Raw genomic sequence first — 24,443 nt, forward strand, 5'->3', positions numbered from 1 at the left:
TCTAAGATGCTAGCACCTAGCCGTTAACGTTTCTCTTTTCTGGCACCACTTCGGTAATAATCCATTTTCCTTTGCGCTTATTCAAACGTAAGGTTCTGTCATCAACCCAAAATTCCCCGCCACGCAGCCCTGTGATCTTGACGATGACAGTGACATCTTCAGTGGTTTTACGAAAGAAATCGATATCGACTTCATCGACTTCCATTCTGACGTCAGTCAATGATAGATTGAGTACATGCCGTTGCACTGAGGCGGCAATATAATAGTGGGTAAGGATCTCTTTCATTGGATCATCAACAAACAGTTTTGCTTTTTCGACGTCACGTTCGACGTAGATAGCATTTAAGAATCCAAGAGAAGACAGCTCAGGTGTGCGCATAGAGGGGACGGATGCATCGGCTAGGATAGAATCGCTATCCGTATAGTCACAAGCAGAAACAGCGAACAGCGCAATGATAACAAGAAAGTATTTCAACATAGATAGCTATTATTAGTATTTCTAGCAGTATCACGATTCTCCAGCCTTAACGCAAGATTTTAGTGCGATACTCCTTGCATTAAGGATGTGTTCATTCAGTGGCTATTCAAAGCTCTGGAGACCCGCTGGGAACTCAACGCTAATCGTTATCCTCGGCTCTGGCATTCAGGTAATAGCTTCATATGTTACTCGCGGTATTGTTATTCTAGCTTCGCTTATCTATGGCACCTCCGGTTTGAAAAATATTCAGTCATTCTTCCCTGTACATGCGACATCCTTTATCAGACCTCAATAGATATTGGATATGTTTATTTAGACCCCAGTCGTTGGCTATAAATGAACAAAATAGACTGTTCAATGCGATATCAAACATTCTCTGTGTGGCAAGTAATGGTTTGAACTTCAATTTAGGGACAGCGTTCGAGATCTCACTTCTGCTTTTGCATTGAAAGCTTGAGTATTTCTAAATAGACCACATTTCCATGTAATTGGTATTAGATCGCAGTCAAAGCTTGACCTAGATAAAGATCTCAGGCATATCTGTATAGATAACTTATAAAGGTTATCCACAGAATCTGTGGACAAGTGTGTTGAAGACTATTTTTTGTTTACTTAAGTCTTTAATATATCTATCAAAAACAGACTGGTCATTTTTTGACGCATTTCTGCTGTGTTCACAATTCAGTCTCCAAATTCTCGCTTTGCACTGCCAGACAACAGCTAATACGATCGCATCGATCCTAATTCGGTTGATTTCAAACCAAAAAAAAGCCTGCATCAGCAGGCTTTTTTAGTATTGTAGTATTAGCTTTCGTTTTGCGCAGCTTGAATTGCGGTTAAAGCAATAGTGTAAACAATATCATCGACGAGTGCGCCGCGTGATAGATCGTTTACTGGCTTTCGCATACCTTGCAGCATAGGACCAATTGATATCAGGTCTGCACTTCGTTGAACCGCTTTATACGTCGTATTACCTGTGTTGAGGTCTGGGAATACAAATACGGTTGCTTGACCTGCTACAGGGCTGTTTGGTGCTTTAGAACGAGCAACATTCGGCATCACTGCAGCGTCATACTGTAAAGGTCCATCAATCACTAAGTCTGGACGTTTTTCTTTGGCAATACGTGTTGCTTCACGTACCTTATCAACATCTGAACCGGTTCCTGAACTTCCCGTTGAGTAGCTGATCATCGCAACGCGAGGCTCAATACCGAATGCAATTGCTGATTCAGCAGACTGAATTGCAATATCAGCCAATTGCTCGGCACTAGGATCAGGATTGATCGCGCAGTCACCATAAACGAAGACTTGATCTGGCATCAACATAAAGAAGATAGAAGAGACTAAGTTTGAACCCGGTGCTGTTTTGATTAACTGTAGCGGCGGACGTATGGTATTAGCGGTAGTGTTCACGGCACCAGATACAATGCCATCAACTTCGCCTTGCGCCAACATCATAGTACCGAGCACCATGTTGTCTTCTAATTGCTCTTTAGCAACGACCTCAGTCAAACCTTTATTACGTCGAAGTTCAACCATAGGCTCGACATAGCGGCTACGTGCTGACTCAGGTTCAATGATCTCGACACCTTCACCTAAGGTTACGCCTTGCTGAGTGGCAATACGCTCAATCTCTTCGCGATTACCCAGTAGGACACAACGTGCAATACCACGTTCAGCACAAATGCTGGCAGCTTCAATTGTTCTAGGTTCATCACCTTCAGGTAAAACAACTGTTTTACCTGCAGCACGAGCAAGCTCTGTTAACTTGTAACGGAACGCAGGTGGCGATAAACGGTGCTCACGTGGTGAGTTCTTCGTTACGCTTTCTACCCAGCTTTGGTCTATATGCCCGGCAACAAACTCTTGAACCTGTTCAATACGGACGGCATCATCAACGGGCACTTCGTGATCGAAACGCTGTATGTTAAGCGATGTTTGCCAAGTATTGGTGTCAATCAGGAATACAGGTAAGCCTGTTTCGAACGCTTGCTCACAAAGCTCCATAATTTGCGGTTCTGGCTCATATCCGCCCGTTAGCAAGAGTGCGCCAACTTTGACACCGTTCATTGAAGCAAGACATGCTGAAACGATAACATCACTACGATCGCCTGAAGTGACGAGCAACGAATCGGTTTTAATATGGGTAACCATATTTGGAATACTGCGGGCACAAAAGGTCACTTTACGCATACGGCGGGTGTGCATTTCACCCGCATTGATGATTTTGGCGCTTAAGTGCTTTGCAAGATCTGATGCGCGAGGTGCGACGAGATCAAGGTTGTAAGGCACACTGCCTAAAATTCGAATTTTGCTCTTACCTGGAAGTTGAAACATGCTTGCTGCATCAGCGCGCTGAATATCATCGTTGGTAAAGACTTCAGATAAGTCTGGGCGAGCACGACCTTCGTCATCAACGGGGGCGCCAATTTTGTTGATAATGGCACCAATGAGACGTTTATTTTTATTCCCACCCCATGAATTATGTGAGATCTCTAGGCGGTTCATCAGCGCAGTCGCACTTTCATTACCAGGAGTGGCGACAAAAATCACATCAGCATCTAATGCTTTAGCAATCGCATGGTTCACGTCACTTGAGAAAGGGTGGTTACGAGTTTGCACTAAGCCTTCGACAATAATGGTCTCAGTATCGTCTGTGCATTCAGTTGCACGAGCGATAATCTGCTCCATTAATACGTCTATTTTATCAGCACGAATGAGGTTTTCAGCATGAGCCATATCGAATGGTTCGAGTGGATTAACCGTGGGTGACTTGCTTAAGATGGTGGTTGAACGTTCGGGCCCACGATCCATTGGACGTTGTTGGGCTATTGGCTTAAAAAAGCGAACCTTAACACCGTGACGCTCAAGCGCACGAACCATACCTAAACTAATAGATGTTAACCCTACACCAGTCCCTATAGGGATGAGCATAATGTTGCGAGACATAAATACCTCTTGAAACTCGAGAACGCCACAAAAGTATGGCATTAGAAATGTTGTTTTGAGCTGCGAAGCTATCTAGCTTGCAGCTCAAGATGAAAATAGATAGGTCGGTACTATTTAATTAGCGCAACAGAATCTTGTGCGATAACCCACTCTTCATTTGTTGGGATCACCATCGCGACAGGACCTTCATCTGTGGTTATTTTACCTTGCTTACCAAAACGGGCTGCGGTGTTACGCTCGTTGTCGACTTTAAAATTGAAAATAGCCAATAAGCTAAGCACTTTCTCACGAATGAGATCAGAGTTTTCACCAATGCCGCCAGTAAATACCAGTGCGTCAAGACGCCCTAAAGGCACGGTGTAAGAAGCGATATACTTAGCTAAGCGATAGCAGAAAATCTCAAGCGCAAGTGTGGCGCCTTTATGGCCTGACTCATATCCTTCTTCAATGCCGCGGCAATCGTTAGTCAGCTCAGATATACCCAAAAGGCCACTTTGCTTGTTCATCAAGTTGTTCACTTCGTCAGGCGTATAGCCCAATTTATTGATCAGATGATATACGATAGAAGGATCAATATCACCACAACGGGTGCCCATGACCAGACCTTCTAGAGGTGTTAGGCCCATAGAAGTATCTACACTCTTACCACCTTTAATCGCAGTAACAGATGCACCATTACCGAGGTGGGCACAGATAATATTAGTATCAGAGATCTCTTTGCCGAGTGCTTTAGCCGCTTCACGGCTGATGAATAAATGACTTGTGCCATGAGCGCCGTAGCGGCGTATACCGTGTTCACGATACAGTTTGTATGGCAGAGCATAAATGTAAGCATGTTCTGGCATCGTTTGATGAAAAGCCGTATCAAATACTGCCACCTGTGGAAGCTCAGGAAAAGAAGCCAGAGAGGCACGAATACCAATTAAGTGAGCAGGGTTATGAAGAGGTGCGAATACAGCACTTTCTTCGATACCTTTTATTACGGTTTCGTCAATGATCACCGATTGAGTGTATTTTTCACCCCCGTGAACGATACGGTGACCAATCACTTGGATTTTTTCGGCAATTTGTGGATATTCACCCAAAATGTTTTTGACAATATACTCGACAGCTTCTCTGTGTGCGGTAAATGCACCTAGGTTAGCTTCGTGTTTCTCACCGCTTACTTTCCATTTGATTCGAGAATCTTCTAGCCCAAAACACTCGGCCAGACCAGAAATTTGGTCATCACCAGTTAGCGCATCAATAACCGCAAACTTAAGAGATGAACTACCACAGTTAAGCACTAATACCAGTTTATTTGACATGTTTAAACCTTTCGCAATAAGTAATGAAATCGTTTGATTCACTGTTTAATAATAACTTCTATGGCAACTATAGGCCGAAGTCGTAAAATGTGCCCTGTAAAAAGAGCTAAAATCTGTTGCTTACCCGGCATAGAGCCTTGGGGCAAGCTGAGTGTTTGTGCTAGAGTTAGGCTTGTTATTGATTCTTATAGGAGCCATTTTTGAGCATTTATGTTCTCAAAACCCTAGGTGAAGGCCGTCGTTATATGAAGACTTGGCCTATGGTTAGACAACTGAGTTTTTACTTTCCTGAGTATCGCGTTATGCGCGCCACTCAAATTGCTTTGCCATTAATGCCGTTTTTGGCCATATTGGCGGGTGCAAGTCAGTTATACCTGCACGGTTGGGATTACCTACCTCAGGCAATCACCATTGCTTTGTTCTTTATTAGCTTACCTATTCAAGGTCTGCTTTGGTTAGGTTGGCGCTCTCGCCATCCCTTGCCGTTATCTTTATTTGACTGGGGTAATCAGTTATCAACAAAACTGCTGCAAATGGGGGTTAATTGTCGACCCTTAGGAGCTAAAGCTTGCTACTTCGATATGGCGCTTATTCTAAAAGCGGCATTCGAGTGTTTGGATGCAAGTTATTGGGAAGAGCTTTAGCTTTTGTTTGCTTTTATTGCTGAACGTAAGAACATTTAGTAAATGGCATTAATACCCATATCGATGAAGACTTGCTTTATCTGTTCCATTGTTTCAGAACTTGGAGGCGAGATCTGGCTGAGTTCATACTCTTCACCCATCGCTTCCCATTTATGTTTACCTAACTCGTGGTAGGGCAGTAATTCTACTTTCTCAACATTGCTCATTGGCTTAATAAACTCAGCCAGCGCTTGTGCAGATGGAATGTCGTCTGTAAATCCACCGACAACTACATATCGAATCCAGGTTTTTTTACCACGTTTGTGCAAATACTCGGCAAACTGCAACGTACGTTGATTACTCACTTTTGTGAGGTCGATGTGCTTTTTGTCGTTCATCTGTTTTATATCAAGTAACACCAGATCGGTATTATCGAGTAACTCATCAATGACTGGCGTATATTTACGCACGAATCCATTGGTGTCTAAGCAGGTATGAATACCTTCTTTTTTACAGGCTTGAAAAAGCTCAGCAACGAACTCAGCTTGTAATACAGCTTCACCGCCACTCGCCGTGACTCCACCACCACTGGCTTCAAGAAAAGGTCGATAGCTAATGATTTGGCTCATTAGCTCATCGACTTTAATTTCATTACCGCCGTGTAGATCCCAAGTATCGCGGTTATGACAGTATTGGCAACGCATTAAACAACCTTGCATAAAGGTGATAAATCTTATGCCGGGTCCGTCAACAGTACCAAAGGACTCTAGGGAATGAATTCGACCTATTACTGCCATTTCTGCTCCTTGTAAGGCTGGTGCAACATTGTGCTACGCCAGCCTAATCGACACTAAATCTGCTTACAGACCTTTAGTAAAGGTACGTGTGATAACGTCTTGCTGTTGCTCAGGGGTTAGCGAGTTAAAGCGCACTGCGTAACCAGAAACACGGATGGTTAGTTGAGGATACTTATCTGGATTAACCACGGCATCTTCAAGCATTTCACGGTTCATCACGTTAACGTTGAGGTGTTGACCACCTTCACGGCTATCGTTATGGGCAAAGTAACCATCCATTAGTGCAGCAAGGTTGGCTTTACGACCATCTTCATCTTTACCTAACGCATTAGGTACGATAGAGAAAGTGTAAGAGATCCCGTCTTGTGCATGAGCAAATGGTAGTTTAGCAACTGATGTTAAAGAAGCGATAGCGCCTTTTTCATCACGACCGTGCATTGGGTTTGCGCCTGGAGCAAAAGGTGCGCCTGCTGGACGTCCATCAGGTGTGTTACCTGTCTTCTTACCGTAAACCACGTTAGAGGTAATGGTTAAGATAGACTGAGTCGGGATCGCATTGCGGTACATCTTCATGCTACGGATCTTAGCCATAAAGCGTTCAACAAGGTCGGTTGCTAAATCATCAACGCGTGCATCGTTGTTACCAAATTTAGGATAGTCACCACTGATGTCAAAATCGACAGCAATGCCGTTTTCGTCACGAATTGGTTTAACAGTACCGAATTTAATGGCTGAAAGTGAATCAGCAGCAATTGATAGACCCGCAATACCACACGCCATAGTACGACGAACATCTCTGTCATGAAGGGCCATAAGTGCAGCTTCATAAGAGTACTTGTCGTGCATGAAGTGAATAGCGTTCAATGCAGATACATATTGCGTTGCAAGCCAGTCCATCATGGTGTCTAAACGACCCATAACATCATCAAAGTCTAAAACTTCATCAGTGATAGGCGCGTACTTAGGACCGATTTGAGTCTTAAGTTTTTCATCAACACCACCGTTGATTGCATAAAGCATTGTCTTAGCAAGGTTGGCACGAGCACCGAAGAACTGCATGTGCTTACCAACAACCATAGGGCTTACACAACATGCGATAGCATAATCGTCAGATGCAAAATCTGGACGCATTAGGTCATCGTTTTCATATTGGATAGCGCTAGTATCAATCGATACTTTAGCCGAGTACTTCTTGAAGTTAAGCGGTAACGCCTCTGACCATAGAACCGTAATGTTTGGCTCTGGGCTAGGGCCCATGTTGTACAATGTGTGTAAGAAACGGAAGCTAGAGCGAGTCACTAGTGTACGGCCGTCAAGACCCATACCCGCGATTGACTCTGTAGCCCAGATTGGGTCACCAGAGAATAGCTCGTCGTATTCTGGCGTACGTAGGAAACGTACCATACGTAGCTTCATCACGAAATGGTCAACCATTTCCTGTGCTGCTTGCTCTGTTAGTACACCCGCTTCGATATCACGTTCGATAAAGATATCGAGGAAGCTTGAAGTACGACCAAGTGACATTGCCGCGCCATTTTGGCTCTTAACAGCTGCAAGGTAACCAAAGTAAGTCCACTGAATAGCTTCTTTAGCATTAGTGGCTGGCAAAGAGATATCGAAGCCATAGCTTGCAGCCATCTTCTTCATCTGGCCAAGCGCTTTATGCTGCTCTGCAATCTCTTCACGAAGTTGCATAGTGTAAGACAAGTTCTCGCCAGTTTCGAAGTCAGCTTGAAGCGAACCGAATTGAGCAAACTTATCTTGCATTAAATAGTCGATACCATATAGCGCGATACGACGGTAGTCACCAATGATACGGCCACGACCGTAAGCATCAGGTAAACCAGTTAAAATCCCAGACTTACGACAGCCCATGATTTCAGGAGTATAAATGTCGAAAACACCTTGGTTGTGTGTTTTACGTAACTCTGAGTAAACATACTTGATGTTTGAGTCCAGCTCACGGCCATAAGCAGCACAAGAGCTTTCTACCATGCGGATACCACCGTTAGGCAACATTGCACGCTTAAGCGGTGCTTCTGTTTGTAAACCAACAATGGTTTCTAAATCTTTAGTGATGTAACCCGCTTCGTGAGAGGTAATTGTTGATACTTTATCGGTATCAAAATCAACAGGAGCGTGAGTGCTGTTTTCTTGCTTAACACCAACCATCACTTTATCCCAAAGTTCGGTCGTGGCTGCAGTCGCTTCTGCTAAGAAAGACTCATCGCCCTCGTAAGGAGTGTAGTTAGCTTGAATAAAATCACGCACATTGACTTCAGTTTTCCAATCGCCTGACGTGAAACCTTCCCACGCGTTTGCAAACTGTTCAGTTTTTTCGGTCATCGTACTGTTACCTTTTGTTTGGGATAAAGGGTATTGGGTATCGGCTTTGCCTTAATACACCAATAGCTATTTTAAAACGCCTCTTTAACTCTATCGCTAAGAAGCGCGCGGAAGTGAGCACACTCCTCTGAAATCTGTTTGGTTGTCTTCATCAGTAACATCGTAATGCTTTGGATGTTAACTTTATAAATTGGTAAGACCAATTAACCATTCGTATATTAGCATGGCAGTCAGTATGCTGCACCTTTATCAAAGTGGAAATCGTTCATAAATACTAAAAGTGTTAACAAGGCAGCATTTTCTGAACAATTTAATGTTTGCATCCTTTTACGATGTCAGGTATTCGAGAGTTGGTCCGATTTTCGCAAGTAGATTTGTATTATCAATATTTGCTTTGATACTACTGGTTGATAAAACTAATGATGAGTATCAAAGATGTTGATAAGGATTATAGATGAGAAAATGAGGAAGAGAGCGGAGGACTCTCTTCCTTATTATAATTTAAAGCAGTGCCGGTATACCTGTGATCATACCAACCGCTAGCATCGCAGCCAGACAGATAATAAACGCTAACCCTGGGATAACGATACGGTCAGTTACCGACAGTGATTTGGCGCGTTCTTTATCACCGATTAGACCATTGTTGTCTAAGAACATGGTCAATGCCCATGCTAATACTGGGTTTGCCACAAAGGCGGCAAAGATACATATACCCGCGGCTTGGCTGTTTTTGGTGTTTTTCACCATCTGCATACCCGCTTCAAGTAATGGTAAAAACACGCCAACTAAAAGTGCAATCGACATGACAGGACGCCAGACGGTGATATCCATCGGATAACCAATGACTGCGACAGCGATACACATAATGCCGAGCAAAATAGCACCCGCTGGAATAGGACGCTTAGCAATCGCAGCAGGGATCATGTAGGTCCCCCACGATGAGGTGATATTACCGCCACCGACTGCAGTTCCGACAATTTGACGTAGAGAACAGGTTGTCATTGTGTCATCAACATCCATCAATACTTTCTCAGAACCCTTTGGATAGTTGAGCTCTTGGAAAATTCGGTGTCCCAGAAAATCTGGTGACCACATCGCCACAGCGAGAATGGCAAACGGTAATGACGCGATGAAATGTTGGAGGTTAGGTAAGCCTAACTGCCAGCCATATTCAGTTGAGCCCCACCAATACATAGGGTTTAAATTTGGGATGCCTGGTTCAGTTACAAACTGAAGGTCTAGCCCAGCGCCAAGTGCAAAAGCCAGTATTATTGCGGCAATTGAACACAGTGGAATGGCTAGCCAGCGTTTACCTATTTTAGCGAGGTAGGAGTAGAGGATGACGTTGGCTAATAAAATAAAGAAAGCGACATAGCCTAGGCTGTAATCTAAAGCATGTTTAGCCTCAAGTCCGCCAGCCCAATCAAATAATGAGGTTATTTGACTTTTAGCACCCATAAAACCTAAGAAAACGAGCAAGCCACCTGCCACGCCACTGCTGGTCAAGTTAACTAACTTAGACCCGCCTTTAAAGTAACTAAGAATGAGGCCAAATACACCGAGCAAAATGGCTAATGCCAGTGGATGAGCTCCTGCTAACGCGATAGCACCAATCAAAGGGATCATTGGTCCATGATTACCGCCGAGATTGGCTCGGGGATTAATAAATCCTGAGCTAATAATACAAAAGAGTAGGGCCGGAATAAGCATTTCAACCCGCACGACTTGGATAGCAAATTCAGCTCCCAAGTTGACGTGTTCCCAACGAGCTGACAGACCTGAGGCCCATGCCGCCATAACCGCTGAGTACATTACAGTGATACCTATAGTACCTGCAATGGCAGGGACTAAGTCTTCCCATTCGAACCTAAAGTCTCTACCTGGGAGATTAAGCCCCCAACGCTTTGGCTTCATGATTTTTAGTTCATTATCCAAATACTCTTCGCGGGTATTGAACTCTGATGCTGGTCTGTGAAGTGCTTGGTAGCTCTGTTCAGAGCCATCTACTGCTTCATTCTTTACTGATTCAGGCATAATTTCTCATTCTCCGAGAAGAATTTAGGTGATTCATCGGGATTCGTAACTGCTTTTGGGTATTCCCTGTGAATTAACAACTTGTGTCGCAATAAGTGTAGTCGACTTCAAGCCTTTGTTAACGCTTCTGTAACGACCAAATATTAGGCATTGTTGCTGCTAAATGGGGGTTACAGTGATAATCCATTACACAATGTAAATTGGTCTGACCAATTTACCTCGCAAATATTAACATAGCCACCAAGGTACAACATCAAGTATCAAAGTTATTGAATGTGCTGTTTGGGTAATTTGAGAGCAACTTAACAACTTATAAAGTGATCACTAAACAATCGAATAATAGGCATGTAATTTGCCTTAGTGTCTAGATCAATAAACGCGACAAAAACGCTTAAATTATAACCGTCAGTAAAGTTATCTTGCTACGGAGCAATCATAGTCACAATAATTGGACGTTTGTCACACCAGATTTAAAGCTTAGCGTGATCTATGCCCGCTTTGGTGTTGATTGAGGAATTCTCGAGATCTATCGATAACCGTAAAATGGCTTATTCATGTGCTTGAAATTGACTCAAATCAACTGAATAGATAGCACTGTTTATACACGTCACTTATCACTCTTGTTAACCTTTAATCAGCGATTGATGATCCTTTCTTCTTTGTTGTTGTTTTTTATATCCTCCGAAATAATACAGAGCAATAAATAAATTATAATTACATACAATGACTTATGTTGGTTGTTGCTGTTTTTTACAATTTTAACAACTCTATTTTATTGACTTTCCATATCAATAATAATGATAGCGACCATCATTATTACCCAATTTTATTGGGCGTGTTATTAGGTTAATTTTGTTCTCAGACCGAGCGAAGCGATGGATTAACAGGAGAATTTAATGAATGTAGCGCATATTAAGTTTAGTGACGTAAAGGCGAGGGGGAAGCATGACTGCACATAGTCAACCAAACCTCATTCCTTTAACGCACCAAACGGAGACGACAACGAGCCCGGTGAATGCTGCAACGCCAAGTTTATACCAGCAAGCTGAAGGGTACGGTACAGATAAAGTGATTAAAGCCAAATGGGAATCCTTTGGTTTAGCAATATTTGCTGGTGCATTTATCGCATTGGCTTTTGTGTTCTATATTACGGTCACAACAGGCAGCAGCGGGCCCTGGGGGCTCATTCGACTAGCGGGAGGACTGGCTTTTAGTCTTGGCTTAATGTTGGTTGTGATCTGTGGTGGAGAGCTATTTACAAGCACTGTATTGAGCAGCGTGGCTTGGGCACAGAAAAAAGTATCAAGTACGGACTTGCTTAAATGTTGGGCACGAGTCTACGCAGGAAATTTTGTGGGTGCGATGCTGATGTTGTGCATGATCGTTATCGCAGGCATGCAAAATTTGAACGACGGACAATGGGGTCTCAACGCACTTAATATCGCGCAACACAAGCTACACCATGGTTGGTGGCAAGCATTTGTATTGGGTATGTTGTGTAACATGTTGGTGTGTCTAGGTGTGTGGATGACATTCGCCAGTAAAGATGCATTAACTAAAGCAATTCTTTTGATGCTACCTGTCGCCATGTTTGTGAGTAGTGGCTTTGAACACAGCATTGCAAATCTGTTTATGGTCCCTCTCGGTATCGTTATAGCCCAATTTTCTGATCCAAGTTGGTTCGAAGCACTCAATGTGACGCAAAGTCAATTTGCAGACCTTACTATAAATCATTTTATTATCAATAATTTAATACCAGTGACTTTGGGCAACATTGTCGGCGGTGGCCTATTTGTTGGTTTGGGATATTGGTTAATAGAAAAGGCCGATCCAATAGCAAATCAAAGAACTACGTCTTCAAATAAACAAGCCTGCTTAGCGGAAGTTATTGCGTTAGCGGCTTTTGATACTCAAATCGAAACCCCATTAGCAAAACAAGCAGAAGCAGAGTCTTCACTGATTGAGAGTAACAGCCATTCTCATCTATTCCCCGGAGTAAAAATAATGCCAAAAACAATTCAAAGACTAAATGTAAGCGATCTTATGAACCCTACGCCATTCACTCTCACCGCGGATCTTTCTGTGTATGAAGGGCTTAAACAACTATCAGACAGCGCTAGTCGTGGCGCTCCCGTAGTCAACGAAAAAAAGCAGCTACTTGGGTTTATCTCACAGCAGGATCTGTTACGTAGTTTATGGTCTGAAGAATTTGTCCGTGGTATTAGCTTTAAAGTCGGTGACTTGATGCAAACCCAAGTATTAACAGTCTCGCCTTTAGATGCTGTTGCTGACTTGATTGAGTTAATGGTGGTCGATAGAAGCAAGCTATTCCCAGTCAATGATAGTGCTATGTTGATAGGCAATACGTTTAAAAGCTATGAAGAGCGGCTACGCGGGGCGAATGCTAGCAAGCCAAGTGTCTTCCCTGTGGTCGATGAGGGCGTGTTATGTGGCGTTATCACCCGAGAAGATATCGCACAAAAAGTGTGTGATCTTTACAAGTTTTAAGTTTGTTTGATATATATACCCGTCCTACCTGAAGATGCAGGATTCAGAGGCGTTGTGCAAGCCCACTTCGTTGTTGCACTAACTTAAAAGGGAATAACCATTTCTATATTAATGCGTCTAGAATTGAACTCGCACACCGCCTCTGAAACGAGCATCTTCAAGTAGAATGGGTATAGAGGTGCGATGAACCATTGCACCTCTTTGTCTCTTTCGTCGTTAACGGGGGCTTTTTGATGACAGCTTGTGGCGGCTAAGACGCCTAGCTTCTGTGATCACGCAATCTCTTAGTGGGTTTTCACCTGAATCATTGCGCCAAACAAATGAAAGGTGACGCTGCATATTGAGTTGCGGTGTTAATAAAACAACTAACTCGCCACTCGCTATCTCTTTTTCTACATCTAAGTAGGGCAGGCTACTTAAATAAGGGCCATTTTTCACAAGCGCTTTGAGTACCGAGACATATTCATACTCCTTCCACACATGCAGCTTTTCAATGATCCCATGAATAGCACCCTCAAAAATACGCCGGGTTCCGGCACCTTGTTCGCGCAGTACCCATTTGGCTTGTTCTAGCTGCGCTAAGCTTGCTGATTTTGACTTGGCATAAGGGTGATGCGGTGATGAAACCACCACAAGGTGATCATCTAACCATTGCTCTTGGTGAAGACGACTGTCGTCGTTTCGTCCTTCGATTATGCCAAAGTCGTATTCATAATTAAGTAAGCCTTCGATCACGTTTTCGGTGTTCTCCACCATCAAGTCAATTCGTAGTTCTGGAAAATCGGTATCAATTTTACTTATAAGTTCAGGAAGCAGATGCTCTGCGGCGGTTTGACTTGAACAAATCCTAAATCTTCCACTTATAAGGTGTTGTTCGTGAAGGCCTAATTGAATCTGTTGCGCATCTTGTAGCAAGCGTCTGGCTTTTGGCCTAAGCCAGTTGCCCCAGTGGCTTAGGGTGAGTCTGTTCCCTTGGCGAATGAAGAGTGGTCGACCTAGCAAATTTTCTAACTGTCCTAGTGACATACTTACTGCTGACTGTGTCATAGACAATTTTCTTGCCGCCGCGCTGACGCTTTCTAAACTGGCAACAGCATCAAAAACCATGATTTGCTTAAGAGAGTACTTCATTATGTATATTGTTTTCCCTAACTGAAAATTTGCCAAATGGAAACTATCAATTTTATTGATGATCTATAAAGCCTGATTTTAGGGGGGGATCTTTAGGGACACAAGCTAAGTTGGGTAACGGTTTGAAAAACTTAGAGACGGCTCACTCTTCTAAATATAGTGTGCACCCAAATAGTACCATCTGATTAAATGTCTGTGTGTTGACTGCTTTTCAAGGTGAGCACTGAGATGGGGGAATAGCCAGTGCCTTGCTTGTTAGTATGAAAGCTTCATCAGTAAATCAGTAAGTTATCTTATGTCGCCAATAGTGGCGTTTTTTACAGCGTGTAAAGTAACGGTTTAAACATTTATCAAGATATGAGTTAAGTAACTGGTTACTCTGGCTGGTGCCGATTGTAAATATTGATTAGAATCGGCCATCGCACGACTTTAGTGTCGTCATCCCGCTTCTTATATTTAACTCAGGCTGTGTGCTTTCATGAGATCGTTATCAACCACTGCATTGTTATTAACCCTTGGTTATTTTGTTTTATGGTGCCTAGGGCCTTTGTTACTAACGGAGTATGGCTACTGGTACGGCTTACCTATTTGGTTCTGGTTTTCCTGCATTTTGGCGCCACTGATGCTAATCATTTTTTTGGTGAGAACACTAGGGAAAACCAATGACTAGTTTATTACCGGTTTTGCTTTACTTAGTCATGAGCCTGTTAGTGACACGCTTTTGGAGTGCTCGTCAGTCACGTAGAACTGATGAGGACAGTGGACTCTATACTGATAAGGCAAAGCGATTTTTTATCGGCGGCGCATTTCTCAGTGGACCATTACTCGCATTAACCTTAGTGGCCACTTATACCAGTGCGAGTTCATTTATCGGCGGTTCTGGTGCTGCTTATAAATATGGACTTGGATGGGTGTGGTTAGCCCTTATCCAAGTGCCTGTCGCACTATTAACCTTAGGCGTGCTGGGCAGTCGATTTTTGGCGATGAGGCGACATCAACATGTGACCCTCATTGAGTGGTTGGATGAACGTTTTCAAAACCCTTATTTAAGTACTTTTGCAATGGTCAGCTTAGTGGTTGGTTTTATTGCCATGATTTCGGTGCAGTTTATTGGTGGCGCTAGGTTACTCTCAGGCGTTACGGGAATAAGCTATGAGCTTGGCTTAGTTATTTTCGTTTGTACGGTATTAGCTTATACCTTAACAGGGGGCTTTAGGGCGGTGGTATTAACCGATGCCTTGCAAGGTATTGTCATGTTGTTAGGGCTGTTTATCCTGTTGCTGGTGATATTGTCGCAGCCGCAACTACCGGAAAAAATGCAGCTACTCACTCAGCAAACCCCAGCCTTGTTTAGTCCCCACAGTATCGATGACTTTTTATCTTGGCCAATGATGTTGTCGTTTTGGTTGTTGATCTGTTTTGGCACCATGGGCTTGCCACATACCGTTGTGCGTTTGTTGGCGGTAAAAGATAAAGCCTCATTAAAAACCGGGATCATTTGGGGCACCATCATTTGCTTCTTTATGACGTTAATTCCACATTTATGTGGCGTGCTTGGCCGGGCTTTATTTCCTGATTTGAGTGTGCCAGACAATATTATGCCGACACTCATGTCAGGTTTGTTACCGCCATTAATCGCGGGCACATTACTGGCAGCCCCTATTGCGGCAGTGATGTCGTCGGTTGACTCGATGTTACTGCAATCAGCGACCAGTATTGTTCGAGATGGAATGGTTAAAGTGATGCCAAACCTATCAGCGGCAAAGCAAGTCTGGTTGACTCGCTTTGTGATGCTGTTAATTACCCTCAGTGCTTGTTACTGGGCATTGAGCCCACCCGATATGATTGTTTGGATTAACTTGGCGGCCTTTGGCGCCTTGCAAGCGGTATTCTTATGGCCGATTGTGGCTGGGCTTTATTGGCCTTCTATTACTGGAAATAGTGCGCTGGCGGCAATGGTAAGTGGCATGTTGAGTTATCTGCTATTACAAAATCAAACGCCTTTGCCTTATCAGATCCACCCCATTGTGCCTGCGTTATTATGTTCACTGATTTTCATGTTAATGGTACAACAACTGACATGCTATTTTGCGCGAAAGCAATCGGTTGCATGATAATGCTACCAAATGCTGCTTACCGCGCGGATGATGCATAGATAAAGGCTCCACATTGGTTTATATTTGCAGCCAAATAACAATAATATGGCTGTAAAATGAATCAAGCTCCTTCCTCGAACGAACAGGCCCCCGCGCTCGCTAACAATAGTGTTGATGTGCAGAGCAATACTTGGCAGATGCCAGACACGCTAGTCATCATTTTCTTTGTCGCACTGGGCGCGGCATTAATGACCTATTTCATCCCCGTTGGTTCGTTTGAAACACAAGAGGTTAGTTACGTCATTGATGGCGTTGAGAAGAGTCGTAGTGTTATCGACCCCAGCTCATTTTCTTATGAAAAAGATGCCAATGGTGAGCCTATACTTAACCCTGTGAGTTTATTTGAAGGGGGAGGCGGCGCAGGTTTTTTTAATTTTGCATTTGAAGGTCTAGTCTCAGGTTCCAAGTGGGGTAGCGCGATTGGCGTCATCATGTTCATGTTAGTCATAGGCGGTGCTTTTGGCATTGTGATGGCAACGGGCACGATTGATAACGGCATACTAAAGTTGATCGACAAAACCCGCGGCAATGAAACCCTGTTCATTCCAGTAATATTCATCTTGTTTTCTTTAGGCGGCGCCGTTTTTGGAATGGGGGAGGAGGCGATAGCGTTCGCAATAATTATTTGCCCATTAATGATAAGGCTTGGCTATGACGGCATTACAACCGTGATGGTGACGTATGTGGCGACCCAAATAGGCTTTGCCAGTTCCTGGATGAACCCTTTTAGCGTTGCGATTGCACAAGGTATCGCGGACGTACCTGTGCTGTCGGGCTCAAGCATGCGAGTGGTGATGTGGCTCGGGTTCACATTAATGGGCTTGGTTTTCACTATGCGTTATGCCGCTAAAGTCAAAGCGAAACCGGCATTTTCTTACAGTTACAGCAGTGACCAATACTTTCGTGATAATGCGAGCGAGTCTAAGCTTGATAGCCGCTTTAACGTAGGCGATATATTGGTGCTATTCACAATTGTGGCGACGATTGCGTGGATAATCTGGGGCGTTATTGCCAATGCGTGGTTTATTCCTGAGATCGCCAGTCAGTTTTTTACGATGGGGATCATCGTAGGGATCATTGGCGTGGTGTTTAAACTCAACAACATGAGCGTTAATAAGGTTGCGGCTAGCTTTAAACAAGGCGCAGCGACAATGTTGGAACCCGCGGTGCTCGTTGGGTGCGCGTCAGGCATTTTACTGTTGTTAGGCGGCAGTAATGCAGCTAATCCAAGTGTCTTGAACACTATTTTGAGTGTGTCAGGTGAGTTTATCGGTCATTTGCCCAGTGTGATGTCGGCGTGGTTTATGTTGGTGTTTCAATCTGTGTTTAACTTTTTTGTGACTTCAGGTTCTGGCCAAGCTGCTCTGACGATGCCATTGATGGCACCTTTAGCTGATATTGTTGGAGTTACGCGGCAAGTGGCGGTGCTAGCATTTCAATTGGGGGATGGCTTTACCAATGTATTGGTGCCAACGTCAGCATCCTTGATGGCAACATTAGGGGTGTGCCGAGTTGATTGGGGACAGTGGCTTAAATTTATTTGGCGTTTCATGGTCGCACTGTTTTGTGTGTCTAGTGTGATTGTTATCGCAGCTCACTACTTAGGGTTTAGTTAAATCCAGATAAAGTGTCAGCGCAGGTAACGCAGAAATGTCCATAAATGCATTGAATGCAGTGTGTATGTTTAAACTGATATAAAAAATGGCATCCGAGGATGCCATTTTTATGTCTAAATAAGCGTTAAATCATAACGCTTAATTTCTACATTATTTAGAACGTGATTTCACCTTCAACAAACCATTCACGTCCACGCGCGTTGTAAACGCTACGTGGGTAATGTGGCCATGAAGTGTTTGTTGGGTCAAAGTTAGGACCAGCATCAAACATATTAACTAGACCGGTAGATACTTTAATGTTGTCAGTAAAGTTATAACCAGCAGTTAAGTTCCACTTAGTTAGAGAAGCAACTTCATAATCGCTCTCTTCTCCGTCACCTGATTCAGCAAAAGACTTATAAGCGGTACCATGCATACGTGCTGTGTGATAAGCGCCTAAAGTCGTTTCAAAGTCTTCTAGGAAGTAACCCAGTACTAGGTTCGCACGGTACTGAGGTAAACCACCATTGTAGATATCATCATCAATGTCAGCAGTCGGATCTAATTGCCCTTCTGAAACCAGAATATATGTACCATTGAAATTTAGCTTGAACTCACCAATCGCTTCAAGATCCCAGCCGTAACCTGCGGTAACATCAAGACCGCGTACTTTCTGGTATGCAAGATTTTGTGCAACTGAGTTGATGTGTGTGATAGTGCCATCCGCATCACGAGTGATCATATCTTCATATAAATCATACTCACGTGCAGCTTTTGAAGCACTGATGTCACTCACCATGTCATCAAGTTTCCACTCCCATAAGTCAACAGAAGCGTTTAGCGAATCGCCGCCCCATACTGCACCAATGTTAGCTGTGTAACCTGTTTCTGCTTCTAGGTCTTTGTTTGCACCAGTTGTACTATCGATATGCAGTTCATTACAAACCTCATTGATAGTAGGGTTCGAGCTTGTCTCACCAGGTGTTCCACCCATAGCAGCACACTGCTTGAAGTCGATAACTTGAGTGAAGCCTTGAGTTGGGTCACCGTATACACGATGCATATCAGGAGCTCGGAATACGCTGCTGATAGAACCACGAACAAGTAATTCATCAAGTGGACGATATTCAACAGTAACTTGTGGAGATAAGTTGCCGCCAACATCGCTGTAATCATCGTAACGTAGAGCAACGTCAATGGTTAGCTGCTCTAACACAGGAATGCTCATTTCTGCATAAGTAGCCCAGAAATTACGCTCACCTTTACCTGATGAACCACCCGTAGTTAAGATATTTCCTTTCTTAGATTCTGAATCAGAATCTGTTTGGTAATCTTGTTCTGTATATTCAGCACCAAATGCGAACATAACATCACCTGCAGGCAATTCAAACGCCAGCCCTGTAATGTTTGCTTGGATGTTCTTTTGTGTTGATTGAGCATTTTCAAATGGCGTATAAGAAGCTGCATCTACATCTGCATTAGACATGTTCTTTAGCAGTGAATTACCTTGTTCACCATTTTCACCGTCTTTTGTAATGTAATCGAACATGCCAGCAATGGTTGCATACCCACTGCGGAATACATCAACGTTTGTGCGGCCATAGTTCACTGAAGCATCCCAGCTATACTCGTCAGCAATTAGACCTTCAAGACCACCGCTAAAGAAATAGTTACGAGTATTCGTTTCGCCAGTACGGTTGCCAAACTCATGTAAACGACGAACGTAGTAGTAATCGCCATCGGTAGCATTAGCAAAATCACCTCCTAGAGCAGTTGATTTACCGTCTGTGAATGTTTTGCTTAACCCACCTGCACCAGAAACTGTTACATCATTACCTGCAACTTTAATGTCGTAGTCATTGATAGCCATTGGCTCAATGTTTGTGGATGATTTAGCTTGAGATACATCTAGACGACCTAAGAAAGTGATATCTTCGGCTAACTCATAGTTGAAGTTAGTTGTGCTGATGAATCGATAGCTTTCAGGCTCAAGATCACGTTGCTTTGAACGGTCATAGCCACAAATGCTACGCGCTGAATCCCAGAAGAAACCGCCAGCAGTACATTCTTCGGCTGATAGCTGACGCGCGCCTTCTGCACCTTTACTTGAACCTGCAATGCGTGCTCCATACGAGCTATATTGCGAGAATGCACTGTGAGGTACTTTATCGGTATTTAGACCAAAGTTTTCACGGTCAGTTGCTCTTAGTACTTCATTGTTGGTGTATTCAATAAAGGTTGACACATTTCCTTTATCTGAAGATGAACCGATAGAGAATGCGATTCTATCGTTCATTCCGCCACCATTAGTGGTATCACCATGGCGATACTTAAGCGCGGCACCGTCAAAATCTTTTTTCAGGATGATGTTGATTACACCACCAACAGCATCAGCACCATAAATGGCAGAACCACCAGATTGTAGTACTTCAATTCTTGCTACAGCTTCCATTGGAAGGTTCGCGGTATCAACGAAGTTATCCGTTCCGCCAGCAGGTTTTGGGTACTGGTTAAGGCGTTTGCCATCGATAAGCGTTAGTGTGCGGTTAGCACCAGCATTACGAAGACTGATAGAAGATGCTGCAGGAGTAAAACCGTGAACTGATTGGGTTGTCATTGCACCCGTTGTAGATGTCAGGCTTTGTAGTGCGTCTTGAATACTTGTAAAGCCTTGCTTTGCCATGTCATCAGCACTTAGCACTGTAACGGGTGTCGCAGTTTCCATATCAGTACGCTTGATACGAGAACCGGTAACTTGGATACGTTCAACATTTTCTGCACTTTCAGCTTCGGCCGCAAGAACAACTGGCGAGCTAAGCGCTGCTGCTGCACCACTTACTAACGCAAAGCGAACTGCTTTGGCCAATCTTGAATTAACTTGCATATCATTACTCCCTGGAAACTTATAATAATTATTTGTTTTATTTTAATTAGAAATATCTTTTTAAGGTGTTTCAAATGTAAATAAAAATATATTTCTCAGCGGAATAGAACCATAATTAATTAACCGTGGCAACAATCTAGTTACAGGTGTTTTTCTTTGTTATTAGCGTCTTTGATATTATCTTATTATCAACTCGGCATCATTTTATTTACATATGATAGCGTAAGGTAATAGTCGTCAAGTTGTTTGGCGGATTATCAATCGGCAAAGGGCTTTAATGTAGCCCGCTTGTTGTATTTATGTTGGCCTTTATACTGGTCGGAGGAGGTGGTAATTAACGATTGGGTAACATGAAAGGCTTGAAATATTTTTTTAATAATTAATAAATAACGAAAAGCGTGACTTGAGTCACGCTTGATTTGCAGTGTTAAAGCCTGCTTTGTTACGTTGCTGTGATGTTTATAGGGGATGTCTCGGCTTTATTTAAAAAACTATAGTCACATATTCGATGTGACTATAGCTTTTTCTTTTGCTGCACTAAGCTGCATTCCCCTTGAATATATTTGACTTGTAGTGACTTAAATACCTTATAGCTACGTAAGTCACAATGATGGTTGCCACTATTAATTCAAATTTAGCTGTTAATAATAAGTTAATAGAAATGCTATTTTCACCGTAAGTCGTAATTATCCATGTCACAGTTTTGAATAAAGCCGTTGCACCAATAACCAGAGGGAATGTGAATGCAGCGTAACCTGGGCTGAAAGGCAACTTTAATAGATTAAAGAAGGCAAGGTAAATAATACTGGTCATCAATAATGCTAGAGTCAGTAATACGCCAACGATAATGATTGATGGATGCTCTGATATAGTGAGGTAACCTGCTAAAGACAGACTTGCTGGTGCGGCCATAATGGCAATTGTTGGCTTTGCTGCGTCAGGTATAGGCTCACAGAAAATAAGTCTGTAAAGCATAATGGGCAACATGATGAGGTAACTTAGCATGCCAAAGTTAAGAATTGCGTTGGCAATCCAATGGTTTTGAACCTGGAGTAGTTCACCATGTGGAAAAGAGACTGCAGCGACAATGATTCCTACTGAGGGGACAAACCAACTTGGCACCATATGGCTAAGTTTAAAGTCGACCGCTCTATTATAGATAAACATAGAAAGGAAGATGAGATGAATCACTATCGCTGTAAACCATAATATTAAAGCAAAGCCATGGCTATACCGTCCGATAGCAGCAGAAACCACCATAAGTCCCATGGCAAAGGTTGGGACTACGCTACCAATGACAGGATGAGATAATTCTGCGATGAGTACTTTTGGGTGCAGGGTAAACTTGGCTACTAGCATCAGTAAAAGAACTGCAGCGATCGCTGACCCAATAAGCTGTGCAATACCATCAAGGCTAGGCAACATGCTTTCCCAAGCCCAACCGAGGCTCGCTATTGCTAATGCAAGCCCTGCCATTGGGCTCGGTAAGCGGGACACTCTGTGCCTTAGCTTGTTATTTGTTACCGTCATTATTCGTCTCCAAAATCCAATATCTTTGGACGTATTTTAGAATACCCCTCTAATAATTAATATTGAACTTAACTTAATGTCATAATCAATAAAATTGAACTAATCTTAAAAAGACAAACACTAAGGCTTTAGTTTACAACGCAGCAAAGTGTGTCCTAGGCCGATATTATCAATATCCTCATCGACAAAAAGTCCGGCCTGGCTGATGAGCTTTAGTAAGGTCTTACTGTGGTACATACGACTATTACCGTTAGCAATAGCAGTAAAATAGAGAGAGGTTGCATTAACACAAAATGCGCCAGCTTCGAAGGGTTGGCGATCCCAGAAAGTCTCTAAAATACACAGCTCACTGTCTCTATGCATAACAGATGCTGCCCGTTGCAAAATACTGAGAATTTCAGTTTCGGAAAAGCAATCTAAAAACTGGCTCATCCAATACAGGTCGCCATGTTCACAAAATGGCTTAGCTTCATCGAGCAGATCAGTTGCATAGCCTTTTACGCGCTCAGCAACACCAGCACGGTGAGCATTCTCCATTGCCACTTTTAGTTGGCCTGGCAGATCCATGATGGTGATTTTTACTTGGCTATTGAAACCTGTACACGCTAATGCCCATTTACCGGTGTTGCCACCGACATCGACGATATGCTTTGGTTCTGCTTTAAAAATCAGAGGTAATAGAGATTCAAATGCGTGATCTGAGTAGTAATGATCAAACTCAAACCAACTCTTTTTTATTTCGTCGGGCAACAGACTCAAACCGGGATAGATAGTTTGCCATTCGCCCAGCGAGGCTAACCCTTTAGGTTTACCCTCTAGAAGAGAAGCTTCCAACTCAAAAAGACCTTGATAGCACACATCATGGGTAAAGTTTAAGTTGGTTTTCGCCATATCGTCATGCAGTAGAAAGTGACCAATCTTATCGAGCACATATGCCTCATCGTTGAGGTATAACAGACCCATGCTTAGTCCCATATCAACTAACACACCAACGGCATACTCAGACAATTCGGACTGCCTTGCTAAAGCGTTTACGCTACAGCCTTTTACACCACAATCAGAAATAAGCTGTAATACGTTAAATTTTAGTAGGCATCGTGCCACCTGAAAGCTGATTGGAGCGAAAGCAATTTTTTGCGCTTCAAACTTGGCGTCAAAAGCACTGATTGAAAGAGGGGAACGATAAAAAGGCATAAGTTAAACCTGGCAAGGCTTCTACAGAATTAGTGGAGAGGTATCTTACATGTTACAGTCTGAACATTGTTTGAACTGGATCTTGCTTCAGGCTGTTTAGGGCTAGTTTAATAGGGCTAATCACTGGATTAGCCATTTTAGAACCGTGTGTTTATTAGTTTAAAGGAAGCAATCATGCTTGTACCTTTGACCTACGTAGGTCGACAAGCCAGTCGAAGTGATGGCCAGTCAAGGCGCATTGAGATATTGGAGGCAACATTAAGGTTAATCGTCGCTGAGGGCGTTCGTGGTGTGCGTCATAGGGCTGTAGCAGCAGAAGCAGGGGTTCCTTTAGCATCAACCACCTATTACTTTAAAGACATTAAAGACTTGATTAGTGATGCCCTCACTTTTTTTGCTGAAAAAACCTTGTGGATGAACAAGGCACTAGAAGAGCAATGTTATGAGTTACTCAATAACATGGCTCAAGTGAGTCAAAGCTTGTCTAAAGAGGCATTACAGGCATTGATCGTTGAAGGTTTAGCTGAATTTGTATGTGGGCATATAAGAGAGCAGCTAACGCATCCTGATGATCGTATTTTGGAGAATGCTTTTCATGAAGAAGCATTACGTAATCCACAACTTGCTACGTCGATTACCTTACTTGATGAAACGTTACTGCAAAGCATAAAAACATTTTTTAGTGCTTTGGGCTCTAAAACTGCTTACGAGGATGCACATCAAATTTTGGCTATTATTCGGTTACTTGAATATCAATTTTTACTCAGAAAAAGGGTAGATGAAGTGGTACTGAAAAGTGTGGTAGAAACTACGGTTAGTCATATCATTAGCGCAATAAAACCCCCACTCTAGTGCGTTAATATTGAAAATAAAAGCTTTCTGGTATTTTTCCATTTCTGTTTTATAAGTCT

15 protein-coding genes are annotated in these 24,443 nt (G+C 43.1%); 5 read left to right on the plus strand and 10 right to left on the minus strand.

All coding sequences use genetic code 11. The features are described from left to right. Positions 1-16: 16 nt before the first annotated feature. The 3 genes from CXF86_RS13765 to ackA form a co-directional block, all read right to left on the minus strand. Entirely contained in the window at positions 17-478 is a 462-nt protein-coding gene (locus CXF86_RS13765) for a hypothetical protein (RefSeq protein ID WP_180961070.1), read from the minus strand. Positions 479-1,282: 804 nt separating this feature from the next. Continuing rightward, the gene (pta, locus tag CXF86_RS13770) at positions 1,283-3,427 is read right to left on the minus strand and encodes a phosphate acetyltransferase (RefSeq protein ID WP_101092126.1); all 2,145 of its coding nucleotides are present in this window, start codon (positions 3,425-3,427) and stop codon (positions 1,283-1,285) included. A 110-nt stretch (positions 3,428-3,537) separates the two neighbouring features. Next, positions 3,538-4,734: an acetate kinase gene (gene ackA, locus CXF86_RS13775; protein ID WP_101092127.1), complete on the minus strand. Its 1,197-nt coding sequence runs from the start codon at positions 4,732-4,734 to the stop codon at positions 3,538-3,540. A 200-nt stretch (positions 4,735-4,934) separates the two neighbouring features. Here ackA and yfbV point away from each other — a divergent pair, with 200 nt between their 5' ends. Then, on the plus strand, positions 4,935-5,378 hold the full coding sequence (gene yfbV, locus CXF86_RS13780) for a terminus macrodomain insulation protein YfbV (RefSeq protein WP_101092128.1): 444 nt from the start codon (positions 4,935-4,937) through the stop codon (positions 5,376-5,378). A 35-nt stretch (positions 5,379-5,413) separates the two neighbouring features. Here the strand turns inward: yfbV and pflA are convergent, their stop codons facing one another. The 3 genes from pflA to CXF86_RS13795 all read right to left on the minus strand — a co-directional run bounded on the left by pflA (position 5,414) and on the right by CXF86_RS13795 (position 10,534). After that, on the minus strand, positions 5,414-6,154 hold the full coding sequence (gene pflA, locus CXF86_RS13785) for a pyruvate formate lyase 1-activating protein (protein ID WP_101092129.1): 741 nt from the start codon (positions 6,152-6,154) through the stop codon (positions 5,414-5,416). A gap of 63 nt (positions 6,155-6,217) precedes the next feature. Further along, entirely contained in the window at positions 6,218-8,500 is a 2,283-nt protein-coding gene (gene pflB / locus CXF86_RS13790) for a formate C-acetyltransferase (protein WP_101092130.1), read from the minus strand. A gap of 501 nt (positions 8,501-9,001) precedes the next feature. Beyond that, a complete protein-coding gene (locus CXF86_RS13795) occupies positions 9,002-10,534 on the minus strand; it encodes a DUF3360 family protein (RefSeq protein ID WP_101092131.1) in 1,533 nt (510 codons plus the stop codon). Positions 10,535-11,479: 945 nt separating this feature from the next. Between CXF86_RS13795 and focA the strand changes: the two genes are divergently transcribed. After that, entirely contained in the window at positions 11,480-13,042 is a 1,563-nt protein-coding gene (gene focA, locus CXF86_RS13800; RefSeq protein WP_102039238.1) for a formate transporter FocA, read from the plus strand. Positions 13,043-13,258: 216 nt separating this feature from the next. On the opposite strand, the gene CXF86_RS13805 is transcribed toward focA, so the two are convergent. After that, positions 13,259-14,173, minus strand: a complete 915-nt coding sequence (locus CXF86_RS13805; protein ID WP_101092134.1) for a LysR substrate-binding domain-containing protein — start codon at positions 14,171-14,173, stop codon at positions 13,259-13,261. A 662-nt stretch (positions 14,174-14,835) separates the two neighbouring features. Between CXF86_RS13805 and panF the strand changes: the two genes are divergently transcribed. Together panF and yfcC are read left to right on the plus strand one after the other, a co-directional pair. Further along, the gene (panF, locus tag CXF86_RS13815; RefSeq protein WP_102039239.1) at positions 14,836-16,287 is read left to right on the plus strand and encodes a sodium/pantothenate symporter; all 1,452 of its coding nucleotides are present in this window, start codon (positions 14,836-14,838) and stop codon (positions 16,285-16,287) included. 179 nt (positions 16,288-16,466) lie between these two features. Then, the gene (yfcC, locus tag CXF86_RS13820) at positions 16,467-17,945 is read left to right on the plus strand and encodes a putative basic amino acid antiporter YfcC (protein ID WP_257985364.1); all 1,479 of its coding nucleotides are present in this window, start codon (positions 16,467-16,469) and stop codon (positions 17,943-17,945) included. A gap of 154 nt (positions 17,946-18,099) precedes the next feature. Here yfcC and CXF86_RS13825 read toward each other — a convergent pair whose 3' ends face one another. From CXF86_RS13825 to CXF86_RS13835, 3 genes are all read right to left on the minus strand, one after another. Next, positions 18,100-20,808 carry a TonB-dependent receptor plug domain-containing protein gene (locus CXF86_RS13825; RefSeq protein ID WP_102039241.1) on the minus strand — a complete coding sequence of 903 codons (2,709 nt, stop codon included), beginning with the start codon at positions 20,806-20,808 and terminating at the stop codon, positions 18,100-18,102. Between the two features lie 537 nt (positions 20,809-21,345). Further along, the gene (locus CXF86_RS13830; RefSeq protein ID WP_101092139.1) at positions 21,346-22,338 is read right to left on the minus strand and encodes a TDT family transporter; all 993 of its coding nucleotides are present in this window, start codon (positions 22,336-22,338) and stop codon (positions 21,346-21,348) included. 120 nt (positions 22,339-22,458) lie between these two features. After that, entirely contained in the window at positions 22,459-23,532 is a 1,074-nt protein-coding gene (locus CXF86_RS13835; RefSeq protein WP_101092140.1) for a methyltransferase, read from the minus strand. 174 nt (positions 23,533-23,706) lie between these two features. On the opposite strand from CXF86_RS13835, the gene CXF86_RS13840 reads away from it, so the two are divergent. Further along, positions 23,707-24,384: a TetR/AcrR family transcriptional regulator gene (locus CXF86_RS13840; protein WP_102039242.1), complete on the plus strand. Its 678-nt coding sequence runs from the start codon at positions 23,707-23,709 to the stop codon at positions 24,382-24,384. Positions 24,385-24,443: the final 59 nt, after the last annotated feature.

Origin of the sequence: Shewanella sp. GutCb (assembly GCF_002836135.1) — a bacterium.
Taxonomy (GTDB): Bacteria; Pseudomonadota; Gammaproteobacteria; order Enterobacterales; family Shewanellaceae; genus Shewanella.